The organism is Pseudomonas sp. microsymbiont 2 (genome assembly GCF_054788395.1).
The window spans coordinates 535988-560651 of the sequence record NZ_CM139112.1; the positions used below are offsets into that span (position 1 = coordinate 535988).

A 24664-nucleotide genomic window follows, 5' to 3' on the forward strand; every position below is an offset into this window, starting at 1 on the left:
TCAACGGTCTTTGTAGGCCTTGAGCGCCTGGAGCCTTTCTTTTTTCAGCGCTTCCCCCAGCGCTTGTCCCGATAGTCCCCGCTCGATCAGCGGTTTCACATCCACCGCCCTGGCAACCTTTGCCGCGTCACGCAGGTACGCGGCCTGTGGATAATCGCGGTCCTCCAGCCCCTGCCTGCCGCGGGCGTCCATCTCGCAGGCGGTGATGAACTCCTCGAACCGCTGCGGGCGCCGGTACACATCGAACTTCTGCAGCAGCTCGAGCAGGGTCGATGGCCGCAGCTCCAGCGCGCGGTGGCAGTGGGTGTGGAATTCGCCCACCAGCAGCGCCAGCTCCTGGCAGTCGCGCGGTGCCTTGAAGCGCTGGTTCACCGCTTTGATCAGCTTCAGGCCGCGCACTTCGTGGGCGATGTGCCGTGGCCAATCCGCCTCGGGCGTGGTGCCCTTGCCCAGGTCGTGCAGCAGGCAGGCCCAGCGCACGGTCAATGGCTGATGGTGCCGGGCGGCCTGTTGCAGTACCGACAGGGTATGCACGCCGCTGTCGATCTCGGGATGGTGCGCCGCCGGCTGTGGCACGCCGAACAGGGCGTCGAGCTCGGGCATCAGTTCCTTCAGGGCGCCACAGGCACGCAGCACCTCGATGAATACCTGGGGCTGCTCTTCCATCAGCGCGCGTTCGATTTCCTTCCAGCCGCGTTCGGCGGTCAGCGCCTGCAGCTCGCCCGACTCGGCGATCTGGCGCATCAGCGCCAGGGTCTCATCGGCCACGCGAAAGCCAAGGGGCGCGAAGCGGGCGGCGAAGCGGGCAACGCGCAGGACGCGCAGGGGATCTTCGGCGAATGCCGGCGAAACATGGCGTAGGATGCGTTGCTCGAGATCGGCCTTGCCATGGTAGGGGTCGTACAGGTTGCCGTGATCGTCCTCGGCCATTGCGTTGATCGTCAGGTCTCGACGAATCAGGTCTTGCTCGAGGGTGACTTCGGGGCTGGCGTGAAAGGTGAACCCGCCGTAACCGCGACCGCTCTTGCGCTCGGTGCGGGCAAGGGCGTATTCCTCGCCGGTCTTGGGGTGGATGAACACCGGAAAATCGGCGCCGACCGGGCGATAGCCCAGCGCCTGCATCTGTTCGACCGTGGCGCCGACCACCAGTCTGTCGATATCGCTGACCGGTAGGCCGAGCAGGCGGTCGCGCACGGCGCCGCCAACTTTGTAGATCTGCATGTGCAACCTCCATTGCTGGCGACAGGATACCTTGTCGCCAGCAATGGCGGTGGGGCGCGTCTAGAGGTGATGCACCACGGCGAGGTCCATGCGCCCGTAGTCGCCGGCTTCGCTGTGCTCACCACGCGGTGGCATGTGGTGGGTTTTCATCACCTGCTCGCCCTGGACGGTCTCCAGGTGGATGTCGAAGCCCCACAGGCGATGCAGGTGCTTGAGCACTTCGTCGGTGGAATCGCCCAGCGGTTTGCGGTTGTGTTGCTGGTGGCGCAGGGTCAGGGAGCGGTCGCCGCGGCGGTCGATGCTCCAGATCTGCACGTTGGGTTCGCGATTGCCCAGGTTGTATTGGGCAGCCAGTTGCTCGCGGATGGTGCGATAGCCGTCCTCGTCATGGATCGCCGGGACCAGCAGGTCGTCGCGCTGGTCGTCGTCGAGAATGCTGAACAACTTCAGATCGCGCATTACCTTGGGCGAGAGGTACTGCAGGATGAAGCTCTCGTCCTTGAAGCTGCTCATGGCGAACTTGATCGTCGACAGCCAGTCGCTGCCGGCGATGTCCGGGAACCAGCGGCGATCCTCTTCCGTCGGGTGTTCGCACATGCGGCGGATGTCGGTGTACATGGCAAAGCCCAGGGCGTAGGGGTTGATGCCGCTGTAATAGGGGCTGTCGAAGCCTGGCTGGAACACCACGCTGGTGTGCGACTGCAGGAACTCCATCATGAAGCCTTCGGTGATGAGCCCTTCGTCGTACAGGTCGTTCATCAGGGTGTAGTGCCAGAAGGTCGCCCAGCCTTCGTTCATCACCTGGGTCTGGCGCTGCGGGTAGAAGTACTGCGCGATCTTGCGCACGATGCGCACCACTTCGCGCTGCCAGGGCTCCAGCAGCGGTGCGTGTTTTTCGATGAAGTAGAGGATGTTCTCCTGGGGCTCGGCGGGGAAGCGCGCGTTGTCTCTTTCGTCGCCCTTTTCCGCCCCTTTGGGGATGGTGCGCCACAGGTCGTTGATCTGCCTTTGCAGGTGTTCCTCGCGTTCCTTCTGGCGGCGGCGCTCTTCTTCGGCGGAGATGGGGTAGGGGCGTTTGTAGCGGTCCACGCCATAGTTCATCAGGGCGTGGCAGGAGTCGATCAGGTCCTCGACGGCGTCGATGCCGTGGCGCTCCTCGCATTGGGCGATGTACTGCTTGGCGAACACCAGGTAGTCGATGATCGAGCTGGCGTCGGTCCAGGTGCGGAACAGGTAGTTGCCCTTGAAGAAGCTGTTGTGGCCGTAGCAGGCATGAGCGATCACCAGTGCCTGCATGCACATGGTGTTCTCTTCCATCAGGTAGGCGATGCACGGGTCGGAGTTGATCACGATCTCGTACGCCAGGCCCATCTGGCCGCGGCTGTAGGATTTCTCGGTGCTGAGGAACTGCTTGCCATAGGACCAGTGGTGATAGCCCAGCGGCATGCCCACCGAGGCATAGGCGTCCATCATCTGCTCGGCGGTGATGACCTCGATCTGGTTCGGATAGGTATCCAGGGCGTAACGGGCCGCCAGACGACTGATTTCGCGGTCGTAGGTCTGGATCAGCTCGAACGTCCATTCGGAGCCGGTGGAAATGGGTTGGCGTCTCTGTTCTCTGGCGCTCATGTGGCTAACCTGCGCTGGAAGAGTTCACGGAAGACCGGGTAGATATCGCCGGCCGATACCAACTGCTGCTGGGCGAAGGTGTCGGGGAAGGCTTCGCCGATGCGCTCGTACTCGTACCACAGCGCCTGGTGCTCGCGCGGGGTGATCTCGACGTAAGTGTAGTACTGCACGTGCGGCATGATCTGGTTGGCGAGGATGTCGCGGCAGATCGGCGAATCGTCGTTCCAGTTGTCGCCGTCCGAGGCCTGGGCGGCGTAGATGTTCCAGTCGCTGGCCGGGTAGCGCTCGGCCATGATCTCCTGCATCAGCTTGAGGGCGCTGGAGACGATGGTGCCGCCGGTCTCGCGGGAATAGAAGAATTCTTCCTCGTCCACTTCGCGGGCACTGGTGTGATGGCGGATGAATACCACCTCGATGCGGTCGTAGTTCCGCTTGAGGAACAGGTACAGGAGGATGAAGAAGCGCTTGGCGATGTCCTTGGTGGCCTGGGTCATGGAGCCGGAGACGTCCATCAGGCAGAACATCACCGCCTTGGAGCTGGGGTTGGGCTGCTTGACCAGCAGGTTGTACTTGAGGTCGAAGGTGTCGAGGAACGGCAGGCGATTGATGCGTGCCTTGAGGCGCTCGATCTCGATCTCGGTTTCCTGGATGTCGGTGAAGTTGTCTGGCTCCTCGACCTTCAGGCGGGCCAGCTCCTTCTGCGCTTCGCGCAGCAGCGCGCGGCTGCTGCCGGTCAGGGCGATGCGCCGGGCGTGGGCCGAGCGCAGGGTGCGCACGATATTGATGCGTGAGGGGTTGCCTTCGTTGGCGATGCCGGCGCGCACGGTCTTGAAGGTGTCGGCGCCGGTCAGGTGGCGCTTGACCAGGTTGGGCAGCTCCAGGTCCTCGAACATGAACTCGAGGAATTCTTCCTGGGTGATCTGGAACACGAAATCGTCCATGCCTTCGCCGGAGTTGCCGGCTTTGCCACGGCCGCCGCCACCGCCGCCGCCTTGTGGCCGGGCGATGTGCTCGCCGGCGGTGAACTCCTTGTTGCCAGGGTGGACGATGGTCTGCTTGCCGCCGCGACCGTGGTGCAGCACCGGCTCGTCGATGTCGCGTCCCGGAATGCTGATCTGTTCGCCGTGTTCCATGTCCATGATGGAGCGACGGCTCACGGCCTCTTCGACGGCCTTCTTGATGTGCTCACGGTAACGCCGCAGGAAGCGCTGGCGATTGACCGTGCTCTTGTTCTTGCCGTTCAGGCGTCGGTCGATTACGTAGCTCATGGTCCCTCCGGTAGCTGGGAACAGCTGCACGCTTCAAGCTACGAGCTGCACGTAAAAGCAGCCGCCGTCGTCCGGGCCGGCAAGGCCAGCCGCGGACGCACGGCGTGTAGCGTGTCGCCTTATTGCGATTTCCTGACCCGCAGGTACCATTCCGACAGCAGTCGAACCTGCTTGTCGGTGTAGCCACGCTCCACCATCCGGGTGACGAAGTCGTTGTGCTTCTGTTGATCCTCCTTGCTGGCCTTGGCGTTGAAGCTGATGACCGGCAGCAGGTCCTCGGTGTTGGAGAACATCTTCTTCTCGATCACCACCCGCAGCTTCTCGTAGCTGAGCCAGCTGGGGTTCTTGCCGTTGTTGTTGGCCCGGGCACGCAGCACGAAGTTGACGATCTCGTTGCGGAAGTCCTTCGGATTGCTGATGCCGGCCGGCTTCTCGATCTTCTCCAGCTCTTCGTTGAGGGCGATGCGGTTGAGGATCTCGCCGGTTTCCGGGTCGCGGTATTCCTGGTCCTGGATCCAGAAGTCGGCGTACAGCACGTAGCGGTCGAAGATGTTCTGGCCGTATTCGCTGTAGGACTCCAGGTAGGCGGTCTGGATCTCCTTGCCGATGAACTCGATGTAGCGCGGCGCCAGGTATTCCTTCAGGTAGCGCAGGTAACGCTCGCGGACTTCGGCAGGGAACTGCTCCTGCTCGATCTGCTGCTCCAGCACGTAGAGCAGGTGCACCGGGTTGGCCGCCACTTCGTGGGGGTCGAAGTTGAACACCTTGGAGAGGATCTTGAAGGCGAAGCGGGTCGACAGGCCGTTCATGCCTTCGTCGACGCCCGCGGAATCACGGTACTCCTGGATCGACTTGGCTTTCGGGTCGGTGTCCTTGAGGTTCTCGCCGTCGTACACGCGCATCTTCGAGTAGATGTTGGAGTTTTCGGGCTCCTTCAGGCGCGAGAGCACGGTGAACTGGGCCAGCATCTTCAGGGTGTCCGGCGCGCAATGGGCCTTGGCCAGCGAGCTGTTGATCAAAAGCTTGTCGTAGATCTTGATCTCGTCGCTGACGCGCAGGCAGTACGGCACCTTGACGATGTAGATCCGGTCGATGAACGCCTCGTTGTTCTTGTTGTTGCGGAAGGTGTGCCACTCCGATTCGTTGGAGTGGGCCAGCAGGATTCCGGAGTAGGGAATCGCGCCGAGGCCTTCGGTACTGTTGTAGTTGCCTTCCTGGGTCGCGGTGAGCAGCGGGTGCAGCACCTTGATCGGCGCCTTGAACATCTCGACGAATTCCATCAGGCCCTGGTTGGCCCGGCACAGCGCGCCCGAATAGCTGTAGGCGTCGGCGTCGTTCTGCGGGAACTCCTCGAGCTTGCGGATATCCACCTTGCCGACCAGGGCGGAAATGTCCTGGTTGTTCTCGTCGCCGGGCTCGGTCTTGGCGATGGCGATCTGGTTGAGGATGGACGGGTAGAGCTTGACCACCTTGAACTTGCTGATGTCGCCGCCGAACTCCTGCAGGCGCTTGGTGGCCCAGGGCGACATGATGGTGTTCAGGTAGCGCCGCGAGATGCCGTATTCCTCTTCGAGAATGGCGCCATCCTCGGCGGCGTTGAACAGGCCCAGGGGCGACTCGAACACCGGCGAGCCCTTGATGGCGTAGAACGGCACTTTTTCCATCAGCTGCTTGAGTTTCTCGGCCAGCGACGATTTACCGCCGCCCACCGGGCCCAGCAGATAGAGGATCTGTTTCTTCTCTTCCAGGCCTTGGGCGGCATGGCGGAAGTACGAAACGATCTGGTCGATGCACTCTTCCATGCCGTGGAAGTCGGCAAAGGCCGGATACCGGCGGATCACCTTGTTGGAGAAGATTCGCGACAGTCTGGAGTTGGTTGAGGTGTCGATCAGCTCCGGCTCACCGATGGCCAGCAACAGCCGTTCAGCCGCCGATGCGTAGGCACTGCGATCCTCTTTGCACAGCTCGAGGTACTCCTGCAGCGAAAGTTCTTCCTGGCGGGTTGACTCGAAACGTTGTTGGAAGTGGCTAAAAATGCTCATGACGTCACCTCGCTCGATACGTGGAGACGACGCCGGATCAGTCAGCTGATGCTGGCATGCAACCGGGTTCGCCGATTGCTGTATACCCCCCAGAACACCTTGGAACGCTACCGATGACCCGCACGCCGGTGTACCGGCTCTCCCCTTTTTTGGATGGCCTGGGCTTAAGGATAGTTGGTTATACGCAAGGTCAAGGGCGGGGAAGCGAGAAGACGCCTGCTACCGTTCGTCAGGTCAGGCGCGAACCCGCGCCGAGCGCGGGCTGCAGCAAAAATGAAAAAATTATTCAGCGCTACCCTGGGCGGTTTCCGCCGGGTAGGTGGCGCGCCACAGCTCGAAGCCACCATCGATGCTGTAGACGTTGGAGAAGCCCTGGCCGACCAGGTAGGCGGCGGCGCTCTGGCTGGAATTGCCGTGGTAGCAGACCACCAGTGTAGGCGCGTCGAGGTCGGCGCTGCGGATGAAATCGGCCACCGAGTGATTGTCCAGATGAGTGGCGCCGGTGATGTGGCCGGCGGCAAAGGCTTGCGGGTCGCGAATATCGACCACGACCGCGCCTTCTGCGCGCAGCGCGAGGGCCTGCTCGGGGGAAATGCGCTTGAATTCGCTCATGGGGCGGTTCCTTCAGGGCTGTGCGTTGAGGGCGGGCGAGGGGTGCCCTCGCGGGTGCAGTCGCAGCGGTGGAATTCACCGCTGTCGACGTTGTACAGGGTCATCGCGCCGCCCCACACGCAGCCGGTGTCCAGGGCGATCACGCCGGGGACGTCGACGCGGCCTTCGAGGGCGGCCCAGTGGCCGAAGATGATCTTCACATGGCGCGAGCGGCGGTCAGGATGATCGAACCACGGCTTGTAGCCTTTCGGCGCGCTGTCCAGGCCTTCCTTGGTCTTGAGGTCGAGCTTGCCGGCGGCGGTGCAGAAACGCATGCGGGTGAAGTAGTTGGTGATCACCCGCAGGCGCTCGACGCCGGTCAGGTTCTTGCTCCACTTGTTCGGCTCGTTGCCGTACATGCCGTCCAGGTATGGCTGCAGGCGGTTGTCGTCGCGCAGCACCTCCTCGACTTCCGCCGCCAGCTCCAGGGCGCGGCCCAAGGTCCATTGTGGCGGGATGCCAGCGTGGACCATGGCGATGCCCCGGGGCTCGTCGTAGTGCAGCAGTTTCTGCTGGCGCAGCCAGTCGAACAGCTGGTCGGCGTCCGGGGCTTCGATGATTTCGCGCAGCGTGTCGCTTTTCTTCAGGCGCTCGACGTTGTGCCAGGCGGCCAGCAGGTGCAGGTCGTGATTGCCCAGCACGCAAACCAGCGCTTGGCGGATCGAATACAGGTAGCGCAGGGTTTCCAGTGACTCGGGGCCACGGTTGACCAGATCGCCCACCAGCCACAGGCGGTCGGTCGCCGGGTCGAACCTGACCCGCTCGAGCAGGCATTTGAGCGGTTGCAGGCAGCCCTGAAGGTCGCCGACGGCATACGTCGCCATCAGTGCAGCGCACCGGGCACGGCGAGGCGGAAGGGGGCGATCTCGGCGTCGAAGCGTTTGCCGTCCTCGGCGAACATCTGGTAGCTGCCCTGCATGGTGCCGACGCGCGTGCTGATCACCGCGCCGCTACTGTAGGTATGGCTCTGGCCGGGCTCGATCAACGGCTGCTGGCCGATCACGCCGGCGCCACGCACTTCCTCGACCTCGCCATCGCCATTGGTGATCCGCCAGTGACGGGACATCAGCTTGGCCGTGACCGTGCCGTTGTTGTGCACGGTGATGGTGTAGGCGAACGCGAAACGGTTGCTTTCGGGGTCGGATTGTTCTTTGAGGTAGCGGGTCACGACGCTGACGTCGATCTGGTAGCGGGGGTCGGACATGCAAGGGCCTTGGGCGAGCTGACGCAATAACGCAGTCTAGGCCATTGGACGGGGGGAGGGCCAGCGGGGAGGGCTTGAGATCTTTGTTATCAGTACCGGCCTCTTCGCGGGTGAACCCGCTCCTACAGGAATCGCACACGGTCACTGTGGGAGCGGGTTTACCCGCGAAGAGGCCAATACAGGCGATATCAGGCTTGCTGTTCAGCCAGCTTGTCGGCCAGGCGCACGAACGCGGCCAGGTCCAGTTGCTCGGGGCGCAGGCTGCCGTCGACGCCGGCGGCCTCGATGGCCTGGCTGTCGAGCAGGCCCTTGAGCGTGTTGCGCAGGGTCTTGCGACGCTGGTTGAAGGCTTCGCGCACCACGTGCTCCAGCAGCTTCGGGTTTTTCGCCGGGTGGGGCAGGACTTCGTGCGGCACCAGGCGCACGATGGCCGAGTCCACTTTTGGCGGCGGGTTGAAGGCGCCGGGGCCGACATTGAACAGGTGTTCCACGCGGCAATGGTACTGGACCATGATCGACAGGCGGCCCCAGTCGCCGCCACCCGGGCCTGCGGCCATGCGCTCGACCACTTCCTTCTGCAGCATGAAATGCATGTCGCGGATCAGCTGGGCGTGATCCAGCAAGTGGAAGATCAGCGGGGTGGAGATGTTGTAGGGCAGGTTGCCGACCACCTTGAGGCTGCGCTCGGGCACTCCCAGCTGGTTGAAGTCGAACTTCAGGGCATCGCCCTGGTGCAGGCGGAAGTTGCCGCGCCCGGCGAACTTGTGCTGCAGGATCGGCACCAGGTCCTTGTCCAGTTCCACCACGTCCAGTTGCGCGCCGCTGCCCAGCAGGCCCTCGGTGAGTGCGCCCTGGCCAGGGCCGATTTCCAGCAGGTGTTCGCCGGCCTTGGCATTGATGGCCCGCAGGATGCGGTCGATGATTCCGGCGTCGTGCAGGAAATTCTGGCCGAAGCGCTTGCGCGCCCGGTGTTGGTAGTGCTCGGTCATGGTCGGTTCTCGGCCATCTGGTAGGCGGTTTCCAATGCGACGCGCAGGCTGCCGGTATCGATCCGGCCGGTGCCGGCCAGGTCCAGGGCAGTGCCGTGGTCGACCGAGGTACGGATGATCGGCAAGCCCAGCGTCACGTTGACCGCGGCGCCGAAACCCTTGTACTTGAGTACGGGCAGGCCCTGGTCGTGGTACATCGCCAGCACCGCGTCGCAGTGCTCCAGATATTTGGGGGTAAACAGGGTATCGGCCGGCAATGGACCGCGCAGGTCCATGCCTTCGGCGCGCAGGCGCTCCAGGGTCGGCTCGATGATGTCGATTTCTTCGCGGCCCAAGTGGCCGCCTTCACCGGCGTGCGGGTTGAGGCCGCAGACCAGGATGCGTGGGTTGGCGATGCCGAACTTGTCGCGCATGTCCGCATGCAGGATGCGGGTGACGCGCTCCAGGCGTTCGCCAGTGATGGCGTCGGCGATATCGCGCAGGGGCAGGTGGGTGGTCACCAGGGCCACGCGCAACCCGTGGGTGGCCAGCATCATCACCACCTGCGGGGTGTGGGTGAGGTCGGCAAGGAACTCGGTGTGCCCGGAGAAGGCGATGCCGCTTTCGTTGATCACGCCCTTGTGCACGGGCGCGGTGATCATGCCGGCGAACTGCCCGTCGAGGCAGCCTTGGCCCGCGCGGGTGAGGGTCTGCAGGACGAACGCGGCGTTGGCCTTGTCCAGCTGTCCGGTCACTACCTGGCTGGCCAGGGGCGTATCCCAGACGTACAGGCTGCCGGCGGGGGCGGCCTGGTTCGGGAAGTTGTCGGGGGTGACGGGCAGCAGGGTGACGGCCAGCCCCAGCTGGGTGGCCCGCTCGGCGAGCAGGTCACGGCTGGTGATGGCGATCAGGGGGTGGGGCTGGGCCTCGGCGGCGAGCAGCAGGCACAGATCGGGACCTATGCCGGCCGGCTCGCCGGGCGTGACTGCGAAGCGCAGCGGCTTCACTGGGCGGCCTGGTCGGCGCCAGGCAGCTTGATTTCAACGTAGGCTTCGTCGCGGATCTGGCGCAGCCAGGTTTGCAGCTCTTCGTCGTACTTGCGGTTGCGCAGCACGTTCATCGCTTGCTGTTCGCGAGCCTGGTCGGTGCTGTCGGTGGCGCGGCGGCCCAGGACTTCCAGCACATGCCAGCCGTACTGGGTCCTGAACGGCTTGGTCACCATGCCCTGCTGGGCGTTGGCCATCTGCTCGCGGAACTCCGGCACCAGGCTGTTCGGGTCGACCCAGTTGAGGTCGCCGCCGTTGAGCGCGGAACCTGGATCTTCCGAGAAGCTCTTCGCCAGTTCGGCGAAGTCTTCACCGTTCTGGATCCGGTCGTACAGACGCTCGGCCAGTTGCTCGGTGGCGGCTTCGCTGCGGATCTCGCTTGGCTTGATCAGGATGTGGCGTACATGCACTTCGTCGCGCAGGATGCTCTCGCTGCCGCCACGCTTCTCCTCGAGCTTGAGGATGATGAAGCCGTTGGGGATGCGGATCGGCTGGGTGATATCGCCGATGGCCATGCTGCTGAGCATCTTGGCGAAGTCCGGTGGCAACTGGCCGGCTTTGCGCCAGCCCATTTCGCCGCCTTCCAGGGCGTTTTCGCTGGCCGAGTTGGAAATTGCCATCTGGCCGAAATCAGCGCCTTGACGAAGCTGCTGGTAGACGTCACCGACCTTGCGCGCAGCCTTCTGGATGTCGTCCGAGCTGGCGGCTTCCGGGGTGGGGATGAGGATGTTGGCCAGGCGGTACTCTTCCGACATCTGCATCTTGCCGAGGTCCGAGTTGAGGAAGTTCTTCACTTCCTGCTCGGAGACCTGGATGCGCTCGGCCACGCGGCGCTGGCGCACGCGGCTGATGATCATCTCGCGCTTGATCTGCTCGCGGGCATCGTCGTAGGACAGGCCGTCGTGGGCCAGGGCGGCGCGGAACTGCTCCAGCGACATGCCATTGCGCTGGGCGATGGTGCCCACGGCCTGGTTCAGTTCCTCGTCGGTGATGCGAATGCCCGAGCGTTCGCCGATCTGCAGTTGCAGGTTCTCGACGATCAGGCGCTCGAGCACCTGCTGCTCCAGCGCACCGGTCGGTGGAACACCACCACCGCGCTTGGCGATGGTCTGCTGCACTTCGCGCACGCGCTGGTCCAGCTGGCTCTGCATGACCACGTCGTTGTCGACGATGGCCACGACGCGGTCGAGGGGCTGCACCGCGGCATGGGCCGCGCCACTCAGCAATACGGCGCCCAGCATCAGCGGGCGCAGACGATCAATAAGCTTGCTCTTCACGTGTACGGTAACCTTGAATGCCTTGGTCCAGGAACGATTCGACCTTGTTGCCGACGACGCCGCCGAGGCCCTTGAGCACGATCTGCAGGAAGACGCCGTGGTCGCCCTTCTCGTTGTTCGGGACGGCCTGGCTGAAATCGTCGTAGTCGATCCAGTAGCGGTTGATCAGGCGCAGCTTCCAGCAGCAGTTGTCGTACTCGAAACCACCCATGGCTTCGAGGGTGCGGTTGCGGTTGTAGTCGTGCTGCCAGCGGGCGATCACGCTCCATTGCGGCACGATCGGCCAGATGACCGAGAAGTCGTGCTGCTGGATCTTGTAGTAATCCTTGATGTAGTTCGGATCGCCCGGGGTGCCGTAGTCGCCACCGCCGACTTTCCAGGTACCGGTTGCCGAATCGTAGACGATCAGGTCGTTGCGGTAGCGGTAGCCGAGGTTGACGACCTTGTTCGGATTGTCTTCAGGCTGGTAGTGGAACATCGCGCTGCCCGAGCGGGTGCTGCGGCTGTCCGGGTCCCAGTTGAAGTCCGAGTTGAAGCGCCAGTCGCGGTTGAAGGCGTATTCGTATTCCAGCGCATACGGCGAGACATCCGACTGGCTGTCCTTGCGGGTACGGTAGTCGATGCCTGGCAGCTGGACCTTGCGATCCTTGAAGTACAGCGCCTGGCCGATGCTGAAGCGCTGGCGCTGGAAGCCGTTGTCTTCGATCCAGCGGTTGGTCACGCCCAGCGACAGCTTGTTCTCGTCGCCGATGCGGTCGGAGCCGCTGAAGCGGTTGTCGCGGAACAGCGAGGCGTAGTTGAAGGTGTTCTCGCTGGTATCGAACAGCGGGATGTCTTTCTGGTCCTTGTACGGGACGTAGAGGTAGAACAGGCGCGGCTCGAGCGTCTGGCGGTAGTTGGTGCCGAACAGCTGGGTGTTGCGGTCGAAGTACAGGCCGCTGTCGACGCTGAAGATCGGGATGTCGCGGTTCTGGTTGCTCTTGAAGTCGCCGTCCAGCGCCGCACGAGCAGGATTGTCGATCAGGTCGCGCTTACCCTTGCCGTCCAGGTCCAGATCGTAATGCGTATAGACGTACTTCAACTTCGGCGTGAGGAAACCATAGCTGGCCTGCATTGGCAGGCTGATTGCCGGCGCTACGTTAAGGCGAGTACCGTTGGAACGGGCAACGCCGAAGACGTTCTCATCCAGGCGGCGTCCCGCGAAGCCCGCGGTGAAGTCCGGATTGCCATCCTTGTCCCTGACGAAGTCATTCTTCAGGTCGCGATCAAAGCGTACCGCTTCTGTCTCGTAGCTGAGATCGAAGCCGCCTGGATGCACTGGCAGCATGCCGTTGAAGGTGATCTGCGGCAGCCGATCATATGGCGTGATCTGCGAAATGGTCGCAAGCTCATACGCGTGCAGGTTCAGGCGCGCGGTGTAGCTGTCGCCCCGGTAGGTGAGAGCGCCCTGCTGATTCAGGAAGTCGCGGCTCTGCACGCCGATCTGGTCGGTTTCCAGGTCCTGGAAGTAGAACGGATCGCTGATGTCGGTGTAGTCCACCTCGGTCATCAGGCGCTCGTCCAGGCCGCCCTTGTGCTGCCAGTTGACCATCCAGCGTTCTTTCTTGTAGTCCGTCTGCAGCTCGCGGTCATCGTCCTGGTCGCTGAGGTAGCCGCCGCCGAACTGGCCTTCGCTGGACTTGGTCAGGTAGCGGAACTCGCCTTCCATCAGCATGCCGCGCTTGGCCATGTAGCGCGGATACAACGTGGCATCGTAGTTCGGTGCCAGGTTGAAATAGTACGGGGTGACCAGCATGAAGCCGGTGTCGCTGCTGGTGCTGAACGACGGCGGCAGGAAGCCGGACTGACGACGGTCGTCGATCGGGAAGTAGATATACGGTGTGTAGAACACCGGGAAATCCTTGACCCGCAGGGTGACGTTGGTCGCGGTACCGAAGCCGGTGGCCGGGTTCAGGGTGATGTTGTTGCCCTTGAGCTGCCATGCGTTGCTGCCCGGCTCACAGGTGGTGTAGGTACCGTCCTTGAGGCGGATGATGGCGTTTTCCGCGCGTTTGGCGTACAGCGCGTTGCCGCGGATGCGCGACTTGTGCATCACGTACTCGGCGTTGTCGACCCGGGCTTCGCCGGTGTCGAGCTGGATCTGCGCCTGGTCGCCGACCACCAGCGTGCCGTTGTCGCGGATCTTGACGTTGCCCTTGAGCTCGCCGCGATTCTCGGTCTGGTACAGGTTGGCTTCATCGGCCTCGGCCTGCATGCTGCCCTGGCGCATGACCACGTCACCGGCGAGGGTGGCGATCTGCTGCTCCTGCTGGTACTTGGAGACCTTGGCGTTGATGTAGGTGGGCGCCTCGTCCTTGGGCGTGGAGTCGTCCATGCCCGGGCGGATCGGTTCGATGTAGGCGCCGGCGCAGTACGGGCCGGTCTCGGCCAACTGCGCGGGGGTGAGCTTGTCACGTGGGACCCAGTCCAGGTGGCTGTAGTCTTCGCTGCGCGATTTCAGTCCACGGCCCTTGGCCTCGGTGACCAGCATCGGCTTCTCGGCCTCGGCCTCAGCCTCGGTCGCGGCGACGTCGCCCGAGCTCGCGGCGGCCGCACCCGAATGTACCGGGCGCGGAGGCAGGTTGGCAGCGGTTTTGGGCTTGCAGTCCCAACCACCGGAGGCGGACACTTGGCAGTCGAACTGCTCGGCCGCCACCACGTACGACGTGGCCAGAGGTTGCAGGGCCAGCAGACCGCCAGTCACCAGCAATGGAAACTTTCTACGAAACGCGGGGGATTTCAATGCCATCTTATTAGTCCGGGCTTCCTGCGTGCCATCTGCCCGCGTGTGGGGGCCGCACGCCTCTCGATGGTCTGAAAAAGATGCTGGATAATAAAGCATGACCCGCTTGACGGCTAGGGCCGTCGGAGAACCCTTGCAATGCCCGATCACGATGTACGCCTGCAACAACTGACCGCCTGGCTCGCCGGGCAGCTGGAGAGCCTGTTCCGTAGCAACGCCTGGGGCGAAGTGCCCAGCGGCAACCTGACCGCCGCCAGCAGCGATGCGAGTTTCCGCCGTTATTTCCGCTGGGAGGGTGCCGGCCACAGCTTCGTGGTCATGGACGCACCACCCCCGCAGGAGAACTGCCGTCCGTTCGTCGATATCGACCACCTGCTGGCCACGGCGGGGGTGAATGTGCCGGTCATCCATGCCCAGGACCTGGAGCGCGGCTTCCTGCTGCTGGGCGACCTGGGGCGGCAGACCTACCTGGATATCATCGACAAGGACAACGCCGACGCCCTGTTCGCCGACGCCATCGATGCGCTGCTGGCGTTCCAGCGCCTGCCGATGGACGCACCGCTGCCCAGCTACGATGTCGCCCTGCTGCGCCGCGAGGTCGAACTGTTCCCCGAGTGGTACGTGGGTCGCGAGCTGGGCAAGGCCTTCACCGACGTGCAGCAGGCCACCTGGCAACGGGTCAGCCAGCTGCTGATCGACAGCGCCCTGGCCCAGCCCAAGGTGCTGGTGCACCGCGACTACATGCCGCGCAACCTGATGCACAGTGCGCCCAACCCGGGGGTTCTGGATTTCCAGGACGCGGTCTATGGCCCGGTCACCTATGACATCACCTGCCTGTTCAAGGATGCCTTCCTCAGCTGGCCGCAATCGCGTGTGGAAGGCTGGTTGCGCGCCTACTGGGACAAGGCGCGCGCCGCCGGCATCCCGGTGCAGCCAGCGTTCGAGGAGTTCCACCGCGCCAGCGACCTGATGGGCGTGCAGCGCCACCTCAAGGTCATCGGTATCTTCGCTCGCATCTGTCACCGTGATGGCAAGCCACGCTACCTCGCCGACGTGCCGCGCTTCTTCGCCTATATAGAGGAAGTGATCGCCCGTCGTCCCGAGCTGGCCGAACTGGGGCAGCTGATTGCCGAGCTCAAGGGCGAGGCGCGGCCATGAAGGCGATGATCCTGGCGGCAGGCAAGGGGGAGCGCATGCGTCCGCTGACCCTGCACACGCCAAAACCGTTGGTGCCGGCCGCTGGCAAGCCGCTGATCGAGTACCACCTCGAGGCGCTGGCCAGGGCGGGTGTCACCGAGGTGGTGATCAATCACGCCTGGCTCGGCCAGCAGATCGAGGATCACCTGGGCGATGGCAGCCGCTTCGGCCTGCGCATTCGCTATTCGCCGGAAGGCGAGCCACTTGAAACCGGTGGGGGGATCTTCAAGGCGCTGCCGCTGCTGGGCGATGCCCCGTTCCTGCTGGTCAACGGCGATGTCTGGACCGACTACGACTTCAGCGCCTTGAACGCTCCACTGGTCGGCCTGGCGCACCTGGTGCTGGTGGACAACCCCGGCCATCACGGCCGTGGCGACTTCCGGCTGACGGACGGGCAGGTGAGCGATGGCGACGATGCCCCCGGCACGCTGACCTTCAGCGGCATCTCGGTACTGGATCCGGCGCTGTTCGAGGGTTGTCTGCCCGGCGCCTTCAAGCTGGCGCCGCTGCTGCGCAAGGCCATGGCCGCAGGGCAAGTGAGCGGCGAGCACTATCGCGGGCACTGGATCGATGTCGGCACCCTCGAGCGTCTGGCCGATGTCGAGCGCCTGATCGGCGAGCGCGCCTGAGATGTGGTGGCCGAGCACAGTGATTGGTGCCGGTGCCGGTTTTGCCGTGGCCAGCATCCCCGGGGCATTGCTTGGGGCGCTGCTGGGTCAGGCCATGGATCGGCGTCTGCGTCTGCAGGGATGGGAGGATGTGCGCGAGCGCCTGGGCGGGCGCCCGGCGCTGCGCGACGAGGAGCTGCTGTTCGTCCTGCTCGGACGCCTGGCCAAGAGCGACGGCCGAGTGGTCGAGGGGCATATTCAGCAGGCGCGCCAGGAAATGTCGCGTCTTGACCTGGCGGAGCCTGCGCGGATGCGGGCAATTGCCGCGTTCAACCGTGGCAAGTCGGGCAAGGGGAAGCTGGGGCACTATCTGCGTCGGATCAAGCTGCAGCCCCACGGCGCCGAGGGCACGCTGCGCGCCTGTTGGCGCATGGTCTGGGCTGACGGCAAGGCGGGGCGCCAGGAGCGTGACCTGCTGTTGGGCTGGGGGCAGCAACTGGGGCTCAGTCGTAACCAGGTGCAGGCTTTGTCGTTGGAATATGAACCGCGCAAGTCTGCGGTCGAGGGCGGCGTCATGACCTATGCGGTGGCGTTGAGGCTGCTGGGCGTGGAACCAGATACCGAGGCGGACAAGGTCAAGCAGGCCTACCGGCGGTTGCTCAGCCGACATCACCCGGACAAGCTGGTGGGCAGCGGTGCGAGCGAGGCGAAGGTGCGCGAGGCGACCGAGCATACTCGCGAGCTGCACCAGGCCTTTGCCATGATCCGCAAGCGGCGCGGGCTTTAGGTTTGCCATCGCGGGACAAGCTCGCTCCCACGCTGCAGGAGCGGGCTTGTCCCGCGGTACGGCTCACTCTTCCTTGGGCGTCAGCCAGCCGCGTACCCGGCGCAGCAGCTGTTCCTGCTCCGACGCCTTGTCACCCGGCATGGCCATCAGCGACAACTGACGGTATTGGCTGTCCCGCTGGCGCTTGCTGGCCTGCAGGCGCTGCTGCGCCGCCGCGCGGTCCTGGGTGCGGACGGCGTAATAGATGTCGGCGGTGGGTACTTTCAGGGTCGGCGTCAGGCTCAGCAGGTCATGCTCCACCCGCGCTGGGGTCTGGGCGGCGACCATCACCAGCTTCTGTACCTGGGGCGGCTGCTTCTCGCTGAGATAGCTTGCGGCCCAATAGGCACCACTGCCATTGCCGAGCAGGACGATGCTGCGGGCCTTCTGCTGCTGGGCGTAGGCCACGGCGGCGTCGAGGCGGGCAAAGATGCGCTCGGCATCCGCCTGGCCGTCCTGGGCATCGGCGACCACCGCGTCGCTGCCTTCGGCGGCGTCGGCCTCGGGGGCCGTTGCCTGGGCCACGTTGGCGTTGGCATCGGCCGGGGTGTCCTTGGCCGGTGCCGTTTCGCCCTGCTCTTTTTCAGGTTCGGCGGCAGGCTTGGCCTCGACCCGCGCCTGCGGGCGCTCGGCCAGCAGGTCGGGCAGGCTCAGGCTCAGCGTGCCCCAGCCGACATCCGGAAAACCACGGCGCAACGGGCCGACGACGGTGGGCCAGTCGGCGCTTTCGCCAGCGCCGGGAACGATGATCACCACGCCTTGCGGGTCGGCATCGTTGGCCGGCTTCCACAGTGCCAGGAAGTCCTCGCCGTTGGCCTGCAGGGTCTGTTGCTCGGCCTTGGGCACCCGGCGTTCGAGGGCCAGGGCATCATCCTGGCTGCGTTCGAGCAGCGGCGGACGTGGGGCGGGTGCGCTCGCTTCGGCGGCTTCCTGCGGTTTTTCGACGTCGGCGGCCTGTGCGCCGAGGGGCAGGACCGAAGCCAGGCAGAACATTGCCAGCGTCGTGCGATAAAGTGTGAACATCGATCAATCCAAGGCCAGAATCAAACCGGCAGCCTAATGGTATTTGCCCGCGACGGCCACGCCATGGGCCGTCATTGCCAAGACGAGCGTATAGATGAAGCGAGTGCGTTGCCTGTGGGTTATCGGCTGGTTGTGTCTACCCTTGATCGCTCTGGCCAGGACCGAGGCGCCGCCGGGCGTGGTGCTGGAGCCTGCCCAGGCGCAGTGGCTTGACGAGCATCGCGGCCTGCGCGTGGGCCTGGTGCTGCAGGCGCCTTATGCGCAGTTCGACCGTCGGCTGCAACAGTTCTACGGGGTCAATGCCGAGCTGGTCGGCGCCATCGCCCAGGCACTGAGGCTTGACCTGAGTTGGCGCGGTTTCCCGGATCAGGCCGCGCTCGAGCATGCGCTGCAGGCCGGCGAGATCGACTTCGCCCCAGGGCTGACGCAGACGCCGGCCAGTCTGCGTTCATGGCTGTTCAGCGACCCTTACATGCGCATCCCGCAGCTGGTGGTAGGCGCGCGCAGCGGCGCCGTGGCGGTGGAGCTGGAAAAGCTGACCGCCGACGAGCGGGTGGCGGTGCGCATGCCGAGCGCCTTGGCCGATTACCTGCGCAGTACTTATCCCCATCTCAATCTGCAGGGCGTGCCCGATGAGCGCGAAGCGCTGCAGTGGGTGCAGGGCGGACAGGTCAGCTTTGCCGTGATGGACGAGGCGCAGCTCAGCCGCCTGTCGCGCGAAAGCGAATTCGCCGAGCTGGCGGTGGTGGGCGATATCGGCCTGCCACAATTGCTGCGCATCGGCTCCAGGCGCGACTGGCCGGTGCTTGCCGAGGTGCTCGAGCGTGCGCTGCAGGCCATGCCGGCCAAGACGCTCGAACAATTGCACCAGCGCTGGCTGCAACCGCAGTACCCGCGTTTTTCCGAATCGGCCGGTTTCTGGCAAAACCTCGCCTTGTTGTTCGGGCTGCTGTTGCTGGGCGCGCTGACGACGCTGGTCTGGCAGCGGCGGCAGCAGCGTGGCCTGGAGCGCGGCTTGCTGGCGGCTCGCGAGAGCCTGGTGGAGCGCCAGGTGCGTGAAGAGGCGCTGCGCCTTAGCCAGTTCTCCATCGATCAGAGCACGATCGGCATTCTCTGGGTCAACTGGGACAGCCACATACGCTATGCCAACCACGCCGCCGAGCGCATGCTCGGGTTCGACGAGGGGGTGCTGCTGGAGCGGCCGCTGCGCGATATCGACCCCACCCTGAACATGGATCGCTGGCTCGAGCTGTGGAAGCGTGCCCGCACCGGTGGCGGGGGCGAGCCGCCGTTCGAAAACCAGTGTCGGCGCGCGGATGGCAGCTTGCTGCCGGTGGAGCTGTCGCTGTCGTTCCTGCGCTTTCGCGATGCCGAGTACCTGGTGGTGTTTCTCGTCGATGTCACCGAGCGTCGCCGGGCGCTGGCCGCCTTGCGCGAAAGCGAGGCGCGACTCAAGGGGATCGCCGGCAACGTGCCGGGATTGGTGTTTCGCCTCGAGCGTGACCCGGCTGAAGGCGAGCCGGAGTTTCCCTATATCAGCGAGGGCAGCGAGGCTCTGGTCGGCTACAGCCCGGCGGCGATCCAGCATCCGCAGATGGGCTTGCGCAACCTGGTGCATCCAGAGGACCGTGCCGACTATCACCGGGTTCAGGACCTGGCCCTGGCCAGCGACCGGGACTGGTCATGGCAGGGGCGCATCCTCACGCGCCAGGGCGAGCAGCGCTGGGCCGACATCAAGGCGACCACCCGCCGCCTGGCCAATGGGCGCATGGTCTGGGACGGCGTGGTCTGGGACATCACCCAGGGCAAGCAGGCCGAACTGGCGTTGGCCGGCTCTCAGGAGCAGTTGCGCGAACTGTCGGCGCATCTGGAGAGCGTGCGCGAGGAAGAAAAGGCCCGCATCGCCCGCGAAGTACACGATGAACTGGGGCAGATGCTCACGGTGCTCAAGCTCGAAGTGTCGATGTGCGAGCTGGCCTACGCCGAGCTGGATGCAGGGCTCAACGAGCGGCTGGGCAACATGAAACGGTTGATCGCGCAGCTGTTCCAGCTGGTGCGTGACGTGGCCACCGCCCTGCGGCCGCCGATCCTCGATGCCGGCATTGCCTCGGCGATCGAGTGGCAGGCCCGACGCTTCGAGGCCCGTACACAGATTCCCTGCCTGGTCGAGGTCCCGGAGCAACTGCCGCCCTTGAGCGACGCCAAGGCCACCAGCCTGTTTCGCATCCTCCAGGAGGCGCTGACCAATGTCATGCGTCACGCCCGGGCGCATACGGTGCAGATTGCCCTGGTGCACGAGCCCGGGCGGTTGCGCATGACGGTCGTCGACGATGGCGTGGGGTTCGCCGTCGATGCCGCCAGGCCGACCTCTTTCGGCCTGGTGGGGGTTCGCGAGCGGGTGTTGATGCTAGGCGGCAGCGTGATGCTGGACAGTGAGCCAGGCGAGGGCACGAGCCTTAGCGTGGTGATTCCCTTGGAACAGGAGGCAGGGTCGTGATTCGAGTGCTGGTGGCGGAAGACCACACCATCGTCCGGGAAGGCATCAAGCAGTTGATCGGCCTGGCCAGGGACATGCAGGTCGTGGGTGAGGCGGGCAATGGCGAGCAGTTGCTCGAAACGCTGCGGCAAACCCCCTGTGAGGTGGTGCTGCTGGATATTTCCATGCCGGGAGTGAGCGGGCTGGAGGCGATTCCGCGGATTCGCGCGCTGAGCGACCCGCCGGCGATTCTGATGCTGTCGATGCACGACGAGGCGCAGATGGCCGCGCGTGCCTTGAAGGCCGGAGCGGCTGGCTATGCCACCAAGGACAGTGACCCCGCCTTGTTGCTCACGGCGATTCGCCGGGTGGCTGGGGGCGGGCGCTACATCGACCCGAGCCTGGCCGACCGCATGGTGTTCGAGGTGGGGCTGACGGAGACCCGACCGCTGCACACGTTGCTGTCCGAGCGCGAGTTCTCGGTGTTCGAGCGCCTGGCCCAGGGCGCCAATGTCAACGATATCGCCCAGCAGCTGGCGCTGTCGAACAAGACCATCAGCACGCACAAGGCGCGGCTGATGCAGAAGCTCAAGGTCAACTCGCTGGCCGAGTTGGTGAAGTACGCGATGGAGCACAAGCTGGTGTGATTGCGACATGCACCCAACTGGCACGGTTCTTTGTAGGAGCGGCCTACAAGGGAACGTGTCTGTCCTGAAAGCGTCATCCTTGTAGGGCGATCCCTACGGCAAATCTTCTGCCCGGACGATGCCATTCTCTCAGCGCCCCCGATTTGCGAGGGCTTGCGCCTCTTCTACGCTGTGCCCACGCAGTCATTCCAACAAGAAGGTGCAGGGCATGAGCGAGGCGAGTTCGAACGAGACGCTGGTCAGCTTCCGAGGTGTGCAGAAGAGCTACGACGGCGAATCGCTGATCGTCAAGGACCTCAACCTGGACATCCGCAAGGGCGAGTTCCTCACCTTGCTCGGCCCCTCCGGCTCGGGCAAGACCACCAGCCTGATGATGCTGGCCGGCTTCGAGACCCCCACCGCCGGTGAAATCCAGCTGGCCGGGCGTTCGATCAACAACGTGCCACCGCACAAGCGCGACATCGGCATGGTGTTCCAGAACTACGCGCTGTTTCCGCACATGACCGTGGCCGAGAACCTGGCTTTTCCGCTGACCGTGCGCAACCTGAGCAAGACCGACATCAGCGAGCGGGTCAAGCGCGTGCTCAACATGGTTCAACTCGACGCCTTCGCCAAGCGCTACCCGGGCCAGCTGTCCGGTGGCCAGCAGCAGCGCGTGGCGCTGGCCCGTGCCCTGGTGTTCGAGCCACAACTGGTGCTGATGGACGAGCCGCTCGGCGCGCTGGACAAGCAACTGCGCGAACACATGCAGATGGAGATCAAGCACATCCACCAGCGCCTCGGCGTGACGGTGGTGTACGTGACCCACGACCAGGGTGAGGCGCTGACCATGTCCGACCGGGTGGCGGTGTTCCATCAGGGCGAGATCCAGCAGATCGCCGATCCGCGCACGCTCTACGAGGCGCCCTGCAATACCTTCGTCGCCAACTTCATCGGCGAGAACAACCGCCTCAACGGCACTCTGCTGGCGAGCGACGGCGAGCGCTGCCAGGTGCAGTTGCCGCGCGGCGAGCGGGTCGAGGCGCTGGCGGTGAACGTCGGCCAGGCCGGTGAGCCGGTGACCCTGTCGATCCGCCCCGAGCGGGTACGCCTCAACGGCCATGGCGAAAACTGCGTGAACCGTTTCTCGGGCCGTGTCGCCGAGTTCATCTACCTGGGCGATCACGTGCGCGTGCGCCTGGAAGTCTGCGGCAAGGCCGACTTCTTCGTGAAGCAGCCGATCGCCGAGCTCGACCCGGCCCTGGCCGTGGGCGATGTGGTTCCGCTGGGCTGGGCGGTGGAGCACGCCCGCGCGCTCGATCCGATTGCCGAAGCCCACTGATGGAATGCTTCACCAACCCTGTACTGTGGAGAGAACAATAATGCACAAGCAGTTGAAACTGACCGCGCTGGCGCTGGGCCTGGTTGTCGCGGGCCAGACGCTGGCCGCGGACCTCACGGTGGTGTCGTTCGGCGGCGCCAACAAGGCGGCCCAGGTCAAGGCGTTCTACGAGCCTTGGGAGAAGGCCGGCAAGGGCAAGATCATCGCCGGGGAGTACAACGGCGAGATGGCCAAGGTGAAGGCCATGGTCGATACCAACAGCGTGTCGTGGAACCTGGTGGAGGTGGAGTCGCCGGAGCTGGCGCGCGGCTGTGACGAAGGCATGTTCGAGGAGCTCGACCCGGCCCTGTTCGGCAATGAGAGCGACTACGTCAAGGGTGCCATTCAGCCTTGCGGCGTGGGCTTCTTCGTCTGGTCGACGGTGTTGGCCTACAACGCCGACAAGCTCAAGACCGCGCCCACCAGCTGGGCCGACTTCTGGGACACGAAGAAATTCCCGGGCAAGCGCGGCCTGCGCAAAGGCGCCAAGTACACCTTGGAGTTCGCCTTGATGGCCGATGGCGTCGCACCGAAGGACGTCTACCAGGTGCTGGGCACCAAGGAGGGCGTGGATCGCGCCTTCAAGAAGCTCGACGAGCTGAAGCCGAGCATCCAGTGGTGGGAGGCCGGTGCCCAGCCGCCGCAGTACCTGGCCTCGGGTGACGTGGTCATGAGTTCGGCCTACAACGGTCGCATCGCCGCGGTGCAGAAAGAGAGCAACCTCAAGGTGGTATGGAACGGCGGCATCTACGACTTCGACGCCTGGGCCATCCCGAAAGGCGCCAAGGATGTGGAAGAGGCGAAGAAATTCATCGCCTACACCGTCCAGCCTGAACAGCAGAAGACCTACTCCGAGAACATCGCCTACGGCCCGGCCAACTCCAAGGCCGTCCCGCTGCTGGCCGATGCTGTGAAGAAAGACATGCCGACCACGCCTGAGAACATCGCCAACCAGGTGCAGATCGACGTGGCCTTCTGGGCCGACAACAGCGAGCAGCTGGAGCAACGCTTCAACGCCTGGGCGGCGAAGAAGTAACCCTGTAGGAGCGGCCTTGTGTCGCGATGGGGCGCGTAGCGGCCCCGGGATCTCGGCATCATGCATGCTCGCCGGGGCTGCTTCGCAGCCCATCGCGACGCAAGGCCGCTCCCACAGAGTCCCTACCCCTGTTTCCCCCGGAGTTCGCCATGGCCATTGCAGTGCCCCTCAACGAAGGCGCGGGTAAAAGCCTCAAGCAGCGCCTCAAGCATGCCGAGCGGGTCAACCGCTGGAAGGCCCAGGCGTTGATCGCGCCGCTGGCGCTGTTCCTCCTGCTGGTGTTCCTGGTGCCGATCGCGGCGCTGCTGTACAAGAGCGTCGGCAACCCCGAGGTGGTCGCCGGCCTGCCGCGTACCGTCGAGGCGGTGGCGCGGTGGGACGGCAAGAGCCTGCCCGGCGAGGAGGTCTACAAGGCCCTGAGCCAGGACCTGGCCGAGTCGCGCAAGAACCAGACCCTGGGCGACCTTTCCAAGCGCCTGAACATGGAGCTGGCCGGCTACCGCAGCCTGCTGGCCAAGACCGCGCGGGCGCTGCCGTTCAAGGCCGAGCCCGGGTCCTACAAGGATGCCCTGCAAGCGCTGGACGAGCGTTGGGGCGATCCGGCCTACTGGCAGGCGATCCGCCGCAACACCAGCACGGTCACCTCTTTCTACCTGCTGGCCTCCGTCGATCACCGCATCGACGACCTTGGCGAACTGGCCAAGGCCACGCCGGACCAGGCCATCTACCTGGATATCTTTGCCCGCACCCTGTGGATGGGCGTGGTGATCACCGTGATCTGCCTGGTGCTGGCCTACCCGCTGGCGTACCTGCTGGCCAACCTGCCGACCCGCCAGAGCAACCTGCTGATGATCCTGGTGCTGCTGCCGTTCTGGACTTCGATCCTGGTACGGGTGGCGGCGTGGATCGTGCTCTTGCAGTCCGGTGGCCTGATCAACAGCGCGCTGATGGCCATCGGCATCATCGATCAACCGCTGGAGCTGGTGTTCAACCGTACCGGCGTGTACATCTCGATGGTGCACATCCTGCTGCCATTCATGATCCTGCCGCTGTACAGCGTGATGAAGGGCATTTCGCCCAGCTACATGCGCGCGGCGATCTCCCTGGGCTGCCACCCGTTCGCCAGTTTCTGGCGGGTGTACTTCCCGCAGACCTACGCCGGTGTCGGTGCCGGCTGCCTGCTGGTGTTCATCCTGGCCATCGGCTACTACATCACCCCGGCGCTGCTGGGCAGCCCCAACGACCAGATGGTCAGCTACTTCGTCGCCTTCTACACCAACACCAGCATCAACTGGGGCATGGCCACCGCGCTGGGCGGGCTGTTGCTGCTGGCGACCGTGCTGCTGTACCTGATCTATAGCTGGCTGGTCGGCGCCAGCCGCCTGCGCCTGAGCTGAGGAGCC

20 protein-coding genes are annotated in these 24664 nt (G+C 64.5%); 8 read left to right on the plus strand and 12 right to left on the minus strand.

Features of this window, described 5'->3' with window-relative positions; genetic code table 11:
• The 11 genes from ACYUME_RS02355 to ACYUME_RS02405 all read right to left on the minus strand — a co-directional run bounded on the left by ACYUME_RS02355 (position 1) and on the right by ACYUME_RS02405 (position 14094).
• On the minus strand, positions 1–1221 hold the full coding sequence (locus tag ACYUME_RS02355) for a multifunctional CCA addition/repair protein (protein WP_460417976.1): 1221 nt from the start codon (positions 1219–1221) through the stop codon (positions 1–3).
• Between the two features lie 60 nt (positions 1222–1281).
• Positions 1282–2850, minus strand: coding sequence for a SpoVR family protein (locus ACYUME_RS02360; protein ID WP_279884846.1), 1569 nt, complete (start codon positions 2848–2850; stop codon positions 1282–1284).
• Positions 2847–4118 (minus strand): YeaH/YhbH family protein, encoded by a 1272-nt coding sequence (locus ACYUME_RS02365; RefSeq protein ID WP_279884844.1) that lies wholly within the window; start codon positions 4116–4118, stop codon positions 2847–2849. The genes ACYUME_RS02360 and ACYUME_RS02365 overlap by 4 nt, the downstream gene beginning before the upstream one ends.
• A 119-nt stretch (positions 4119–4237) precedes the next feature.
• Entirely contained in the window at positions 4238–6160 is a 1923-nt protein-coding gene (locus tag ACYUME_RS02370) for a PrkA family serine protein kinase (protein WP_279884842.1), read from the minus strand.
• A gap of 282 nt (positions 6161–6442) precedes the next feature.
• Positions 6443–6772: a thiosulfate sulfurtransferase GlpE gene (gene glpE / locus ACYUME_RS02375; protein ID WP_460417977.1), complete on the minus strand. Its 330-nt coding sequence runs from the start codon at positions 6770–6772 to the stop codon at positions 6443–6445.
• Positions 6769–7635: a symmetrical bis(5'-nucleosyl)-tetraphosphatase gene (locus ACYUME_RS02380; RefSeq protein ID WP_460417978.1), complete on the minus strand. Its 867-nt coding sequence runs from the start codon at positions 7633–7635 to the stop codon at positions 6769–6771. Before ACYUME_RS02380 ends, glpE begins: the two co-directional genes overlap by 4 nt.
• Positions 7635–8015, minus strand: coding sequence for a Co2+/Mg2+ efflux protein ApaG (apaG, locus tag ACYUME_RS02385; protein ID WP_279884838.1), 381 nt, complete (start codon positions 8013–8015; stop codon positions 7635–7637). The genes ACYUME_RS02380 and apaG overlap by 1 nt, the downstream gene beginning before the upstream one ends.
• Before the next feature lie 188 nt (positions 8016–8203).
• Complete coding sequence (gene rsmA / locus ACYUME_RS02390; protein WP_279884836.1) at positions 8204–9004, minus strand: 16S rRNA (adenine(1518)-N(6)/adenine(1519)-N(6))-dimethyltransferase RsmA; 801 nt, start codon at positions 9002–9004, stop codon at positions 8204–8206.
• Positions 9001–9990, minus strand: a complete 990-nt coding sequence (gene pdxA, locus ACYUME_RS02395) for a 4-hydroxythreonine-4-phosphate dehydrogenase PdxA (protein WP_279884835.1) — start codon at positions 9988–9990, stop codon at positions 9001–9003. The genes rsmA and pdxA overlap by 4 nt, the downstream gene beginning before the upstream one ends.
• The gene (surA, locus tag ACYUME_RS02400; protein ID WP_279884833.1) at positions 9987–11306 is read right to left on the minus strand and encodes a peptidylprolyl isomerase SurA; all 1320 of its coding nucleotides are present in this window, start codon (positions 11304–11306) and stop codon (positions 9987–9989) included. Before surA ends, pdxA begins: the two co-directional genes overlap by 4 nt.
• Entirely contained in the window at positions 11287–14094 is a 2808-nt protein-coding gene (locus tag ACYUME_RS02405) for an LPS-assembly protein LptD (protein WP_460417979.1), read from the minus strand. The genes surA and ACYUME_RS02405 overlap by 20 nt, the downstream gene beginning before the upstream one ends.
• Positions 14095–14226: 132 nt before the next feature.
• On the opposite strand from ACYUME_RS02405, the gene ACYUME_RS02410 reads away from it, so the two are divergent.
• From ACYUME_RS02410 to ACYUME_RS02420, 3 genes are read left to right on the plus strand one after another with little or no spacing between them, the layout of a single operon-like run.
• Positions 14227–15246, plus strand: coding sequence for an aminoglycoside phosphotransferase family protein (locus ACYUME_RS02410; protein ID WP_279884830.1), 1020 nt, complete (start codon positions 14227–14229; stop codon positions 15244–15246).
• Positions 15243–15914 (plus strand): N-acetylmuramate alpha-1-phosphate uridylyltransferase MurU, encoded by a 672-nt coding sequence (gene murU / locus ACYUME_RS02415; protein ID WP_279884828.1) that lies wholly within the window; start codon positions 15243–15245, stop codon positions 15912–15914. The genes ACYUME_RS02410 and murU overlap by 4 nt, the downstream gene beginning before the upstream one ends.
• 1 nt (position 15915) lies before the next feature.
• Positions 15916–16680, plus strand: a complete 765-nt coding sequence (locus ACYUME_RS02420; RefSeq protein ID WP_279884826.1) for a TerB family tellurite resistance protein — start codon at positions 15916–15918, stop codon at positions 16678–16680.
• Between the two features lie 63 nt (positions 16681–16743).
• On the opposite strand, the gene ACYUME_RS02425 is transcribed toward ACYUME_RS02420, so the two are convergent.
• The gene (locus ACYUME_RS02425; RefSeq protein WP_460417980.1) at positions 16744–17742 is read right to left on the minus strand and encodes an alpha/beta hydrolase family protein; all 999 of its coding nucleotides are present in this window, start codon (positions 17740–17742) and stop codon (positions 16744–16746) included.
• 94 nt (positions 17743–17836) lie between these two features.
• On the opposite strand from ACYUME_RS02425, the gene ACYUME_RS02430 reads away from it, so the two are divergent.
• From ACYUME_RS02430 to ACYUME_RS02450, 5 genes are all read left to right on the plus strand, one after another.
• On the plus strand, positions 17837–20239 hold the full coding sequence (locus ACYUME_RS02430; protein WP_460417981.1) for a PAS domain-containing sensor histidine kinase: 2403 nt from the start codon (positions 17837–17839) through the stop codon (positions 20237–20239).
• On the plus strand, positions 20236–20865 hold the full coding sequence (locus ACYUME_RS02435; protein ID WP_460417982.1) for a response regulator: 630 nt from the start codon (positions 20236–20238) through the stop codon (positions 20863–20865). Before ACYUME_RS02430 ends, ACYUME_RS02435 begins: the two co-directional genes overlap by 4 nt.
• Before the next feature lie 208 nt (positions 20866–21073).
• Positions 21074–22186, plus strand: coding sequence for an ABC transporter ATP-binding protein (locus tag ACYUME_RS02440; RefSeq protein WP_279887133.1), 1113 nt, complete (start codon positions 21074–21076; stop codon positions 22184–22186).
• 40 nt (positions 22187–22226) lie between these two features.
• The gene (locus ACYUME_RS02445; protein WP_279887132.1) at positions 22227–23261 is read left to right on the plus strand and encodes an ABC transporter substrate-binding protein; all 1035 of its coding nucleotides are present in this window, start codon (positions 22227–22229) and stop codon (positions 23259–23261) included.
• Positions 23262–23410: 149 nt separating this feature from the next.
• Positions 23411–24658: an ABC transporter permease gene (locus tag ACYUME_RS02450; protein WP_279887131.1), complete on the plus strand. Its 1248-nt coding sequence runs from the start codon at positions 23411–23413 to the stop codon at positions 24656–24658.
• The last annotated feature ends 6 nt before the right edge of the window (positions 24659–24664 follow it).

Excerpts from the sequence above, each read along its gene's own strand:
- murU (WP_279884828.1), top strand. The coding sequence starts at position 15,243 with ATGAAGGCGATGATCCTGGCGGCAGGCAAGGGGGAGCGCATGCGTCCG.
- rsmA (WP_279884836.1), bottom strand. The coding sequence starts at position 9,004 with ATGACCGAGCACTACCAACACCGGGCGCGCAAGCGCTTCGGCCAGAAT.
- ACYUME_RS02450 (WP_279887131.1), top strand. The coding sequence starts at position 23,411 with ATGGCCATTGCAGTGCCCCTCAACGAAGGCGCGGGTAAAAGCCTCAAG.
- apaG (WP_279884838.1), bottom strand. The coding sequence starts at position 8,015 with ATGTCCGACCCCCGCTACCAGATCGACGTCAGCGTCGTGACCCGCTAC.
- ACYUME_RS02405 (WP_460417979.1), bottom strand. The coding sequence starts at position 14,094 with ATGGCATTGAAATCCCCCGCGTTTCGTAGAAAGTTTCCATTGCTGGTG.
- ACYUME_RS02380 (WP_460417978.1), bottom strand. The coding sequence starts at position 7,635 with ATGGCGACGTATGCCGTCGGCGACCTTCAGGGCTGCCTGCAACCGCTC.
- ACYUME_RS02425 (WP_460417980.1), bottom strand. The coding sequence starts at position 17,742 with ATGTTCACACTTTATCGCACGACGCTGGCAATGTTCTGCCTGGCTTCG.
- ACYUME_RS02370 (WP_279884842.1), bottom strand. The coding sequence starts at position 6,160 with ATGAGCATTTTTAGCCACTTCCAACAACGTTTCGAGTCAACCCGCCAG.
- ACYUME_RS02355 (WP_460417976.1), bottom strand. The coding sequence starts at position 1,221 with ATGCAGATCTACAAAGTTGGCGGCGCCGTGCGCGACCGCCTGCTCGGC.
- ACYUME_RS02440 (WP_279887133.1), top strand. The coding sequence starts at position 21,074 with ATGAGCGAGGCGAGTTCGAACGAGACGCTGGTCAGCTTCCGAGGTGTG.
- ACYUME_RS02365 (WP_279884844.1), bottom strand. The coding sequence starts at position 4,118 with ATGAGCTACGTAATCGACCGACGCCTGAACGGCAAGAACAAGAGCACG.
- ACYUME_RS02360 (WP_279884846.1), bottom strand. The coding sequence starts at position 2,850 with ATGAGCGCCAGAGAACAGAGACGCCAACCCATTTCCACCGGCTCCGAA.
- glpE (WP_460417977.1), bottom strand. The coding sequence starts at position 6,772 with ATGAGCGAATTCAAGCGCATTTCCCCCGAGCAGGCCCTCGCGCTGCGC.
- ACYUME_RS02445 (WP_279887132.1), top strand. The coding sequence starts at position 22,227 with ATGCACAAGCAGTTGAAACTGACCGCGCTGGCGCTGGGCCTGGTTGTC.
- ACYUME_RS02410 (WP_279884830.1), top strand. The coding sequence starts at position 14,227 with ATGCCCGATCACGATGTACGCCTGCAACAACTGACCGCCTGGCTCGCC.
- ACYUME_RS02420 (WP_279884826.1), top strand. The coding sequence starts at position 15,916 with ATGTGGTGGCCGAGCACAGTGATTGGTGCCGGTGCCGGTTTTGCCGTG.
- ACYUME_RS02430 (WP_460417981.1), top strand. The coding sequence starts at position 17,837 with ATGAAGCGAGTGCGTTGCCTGTGGGTTATCGGCTGGTTGTGTCTACCC.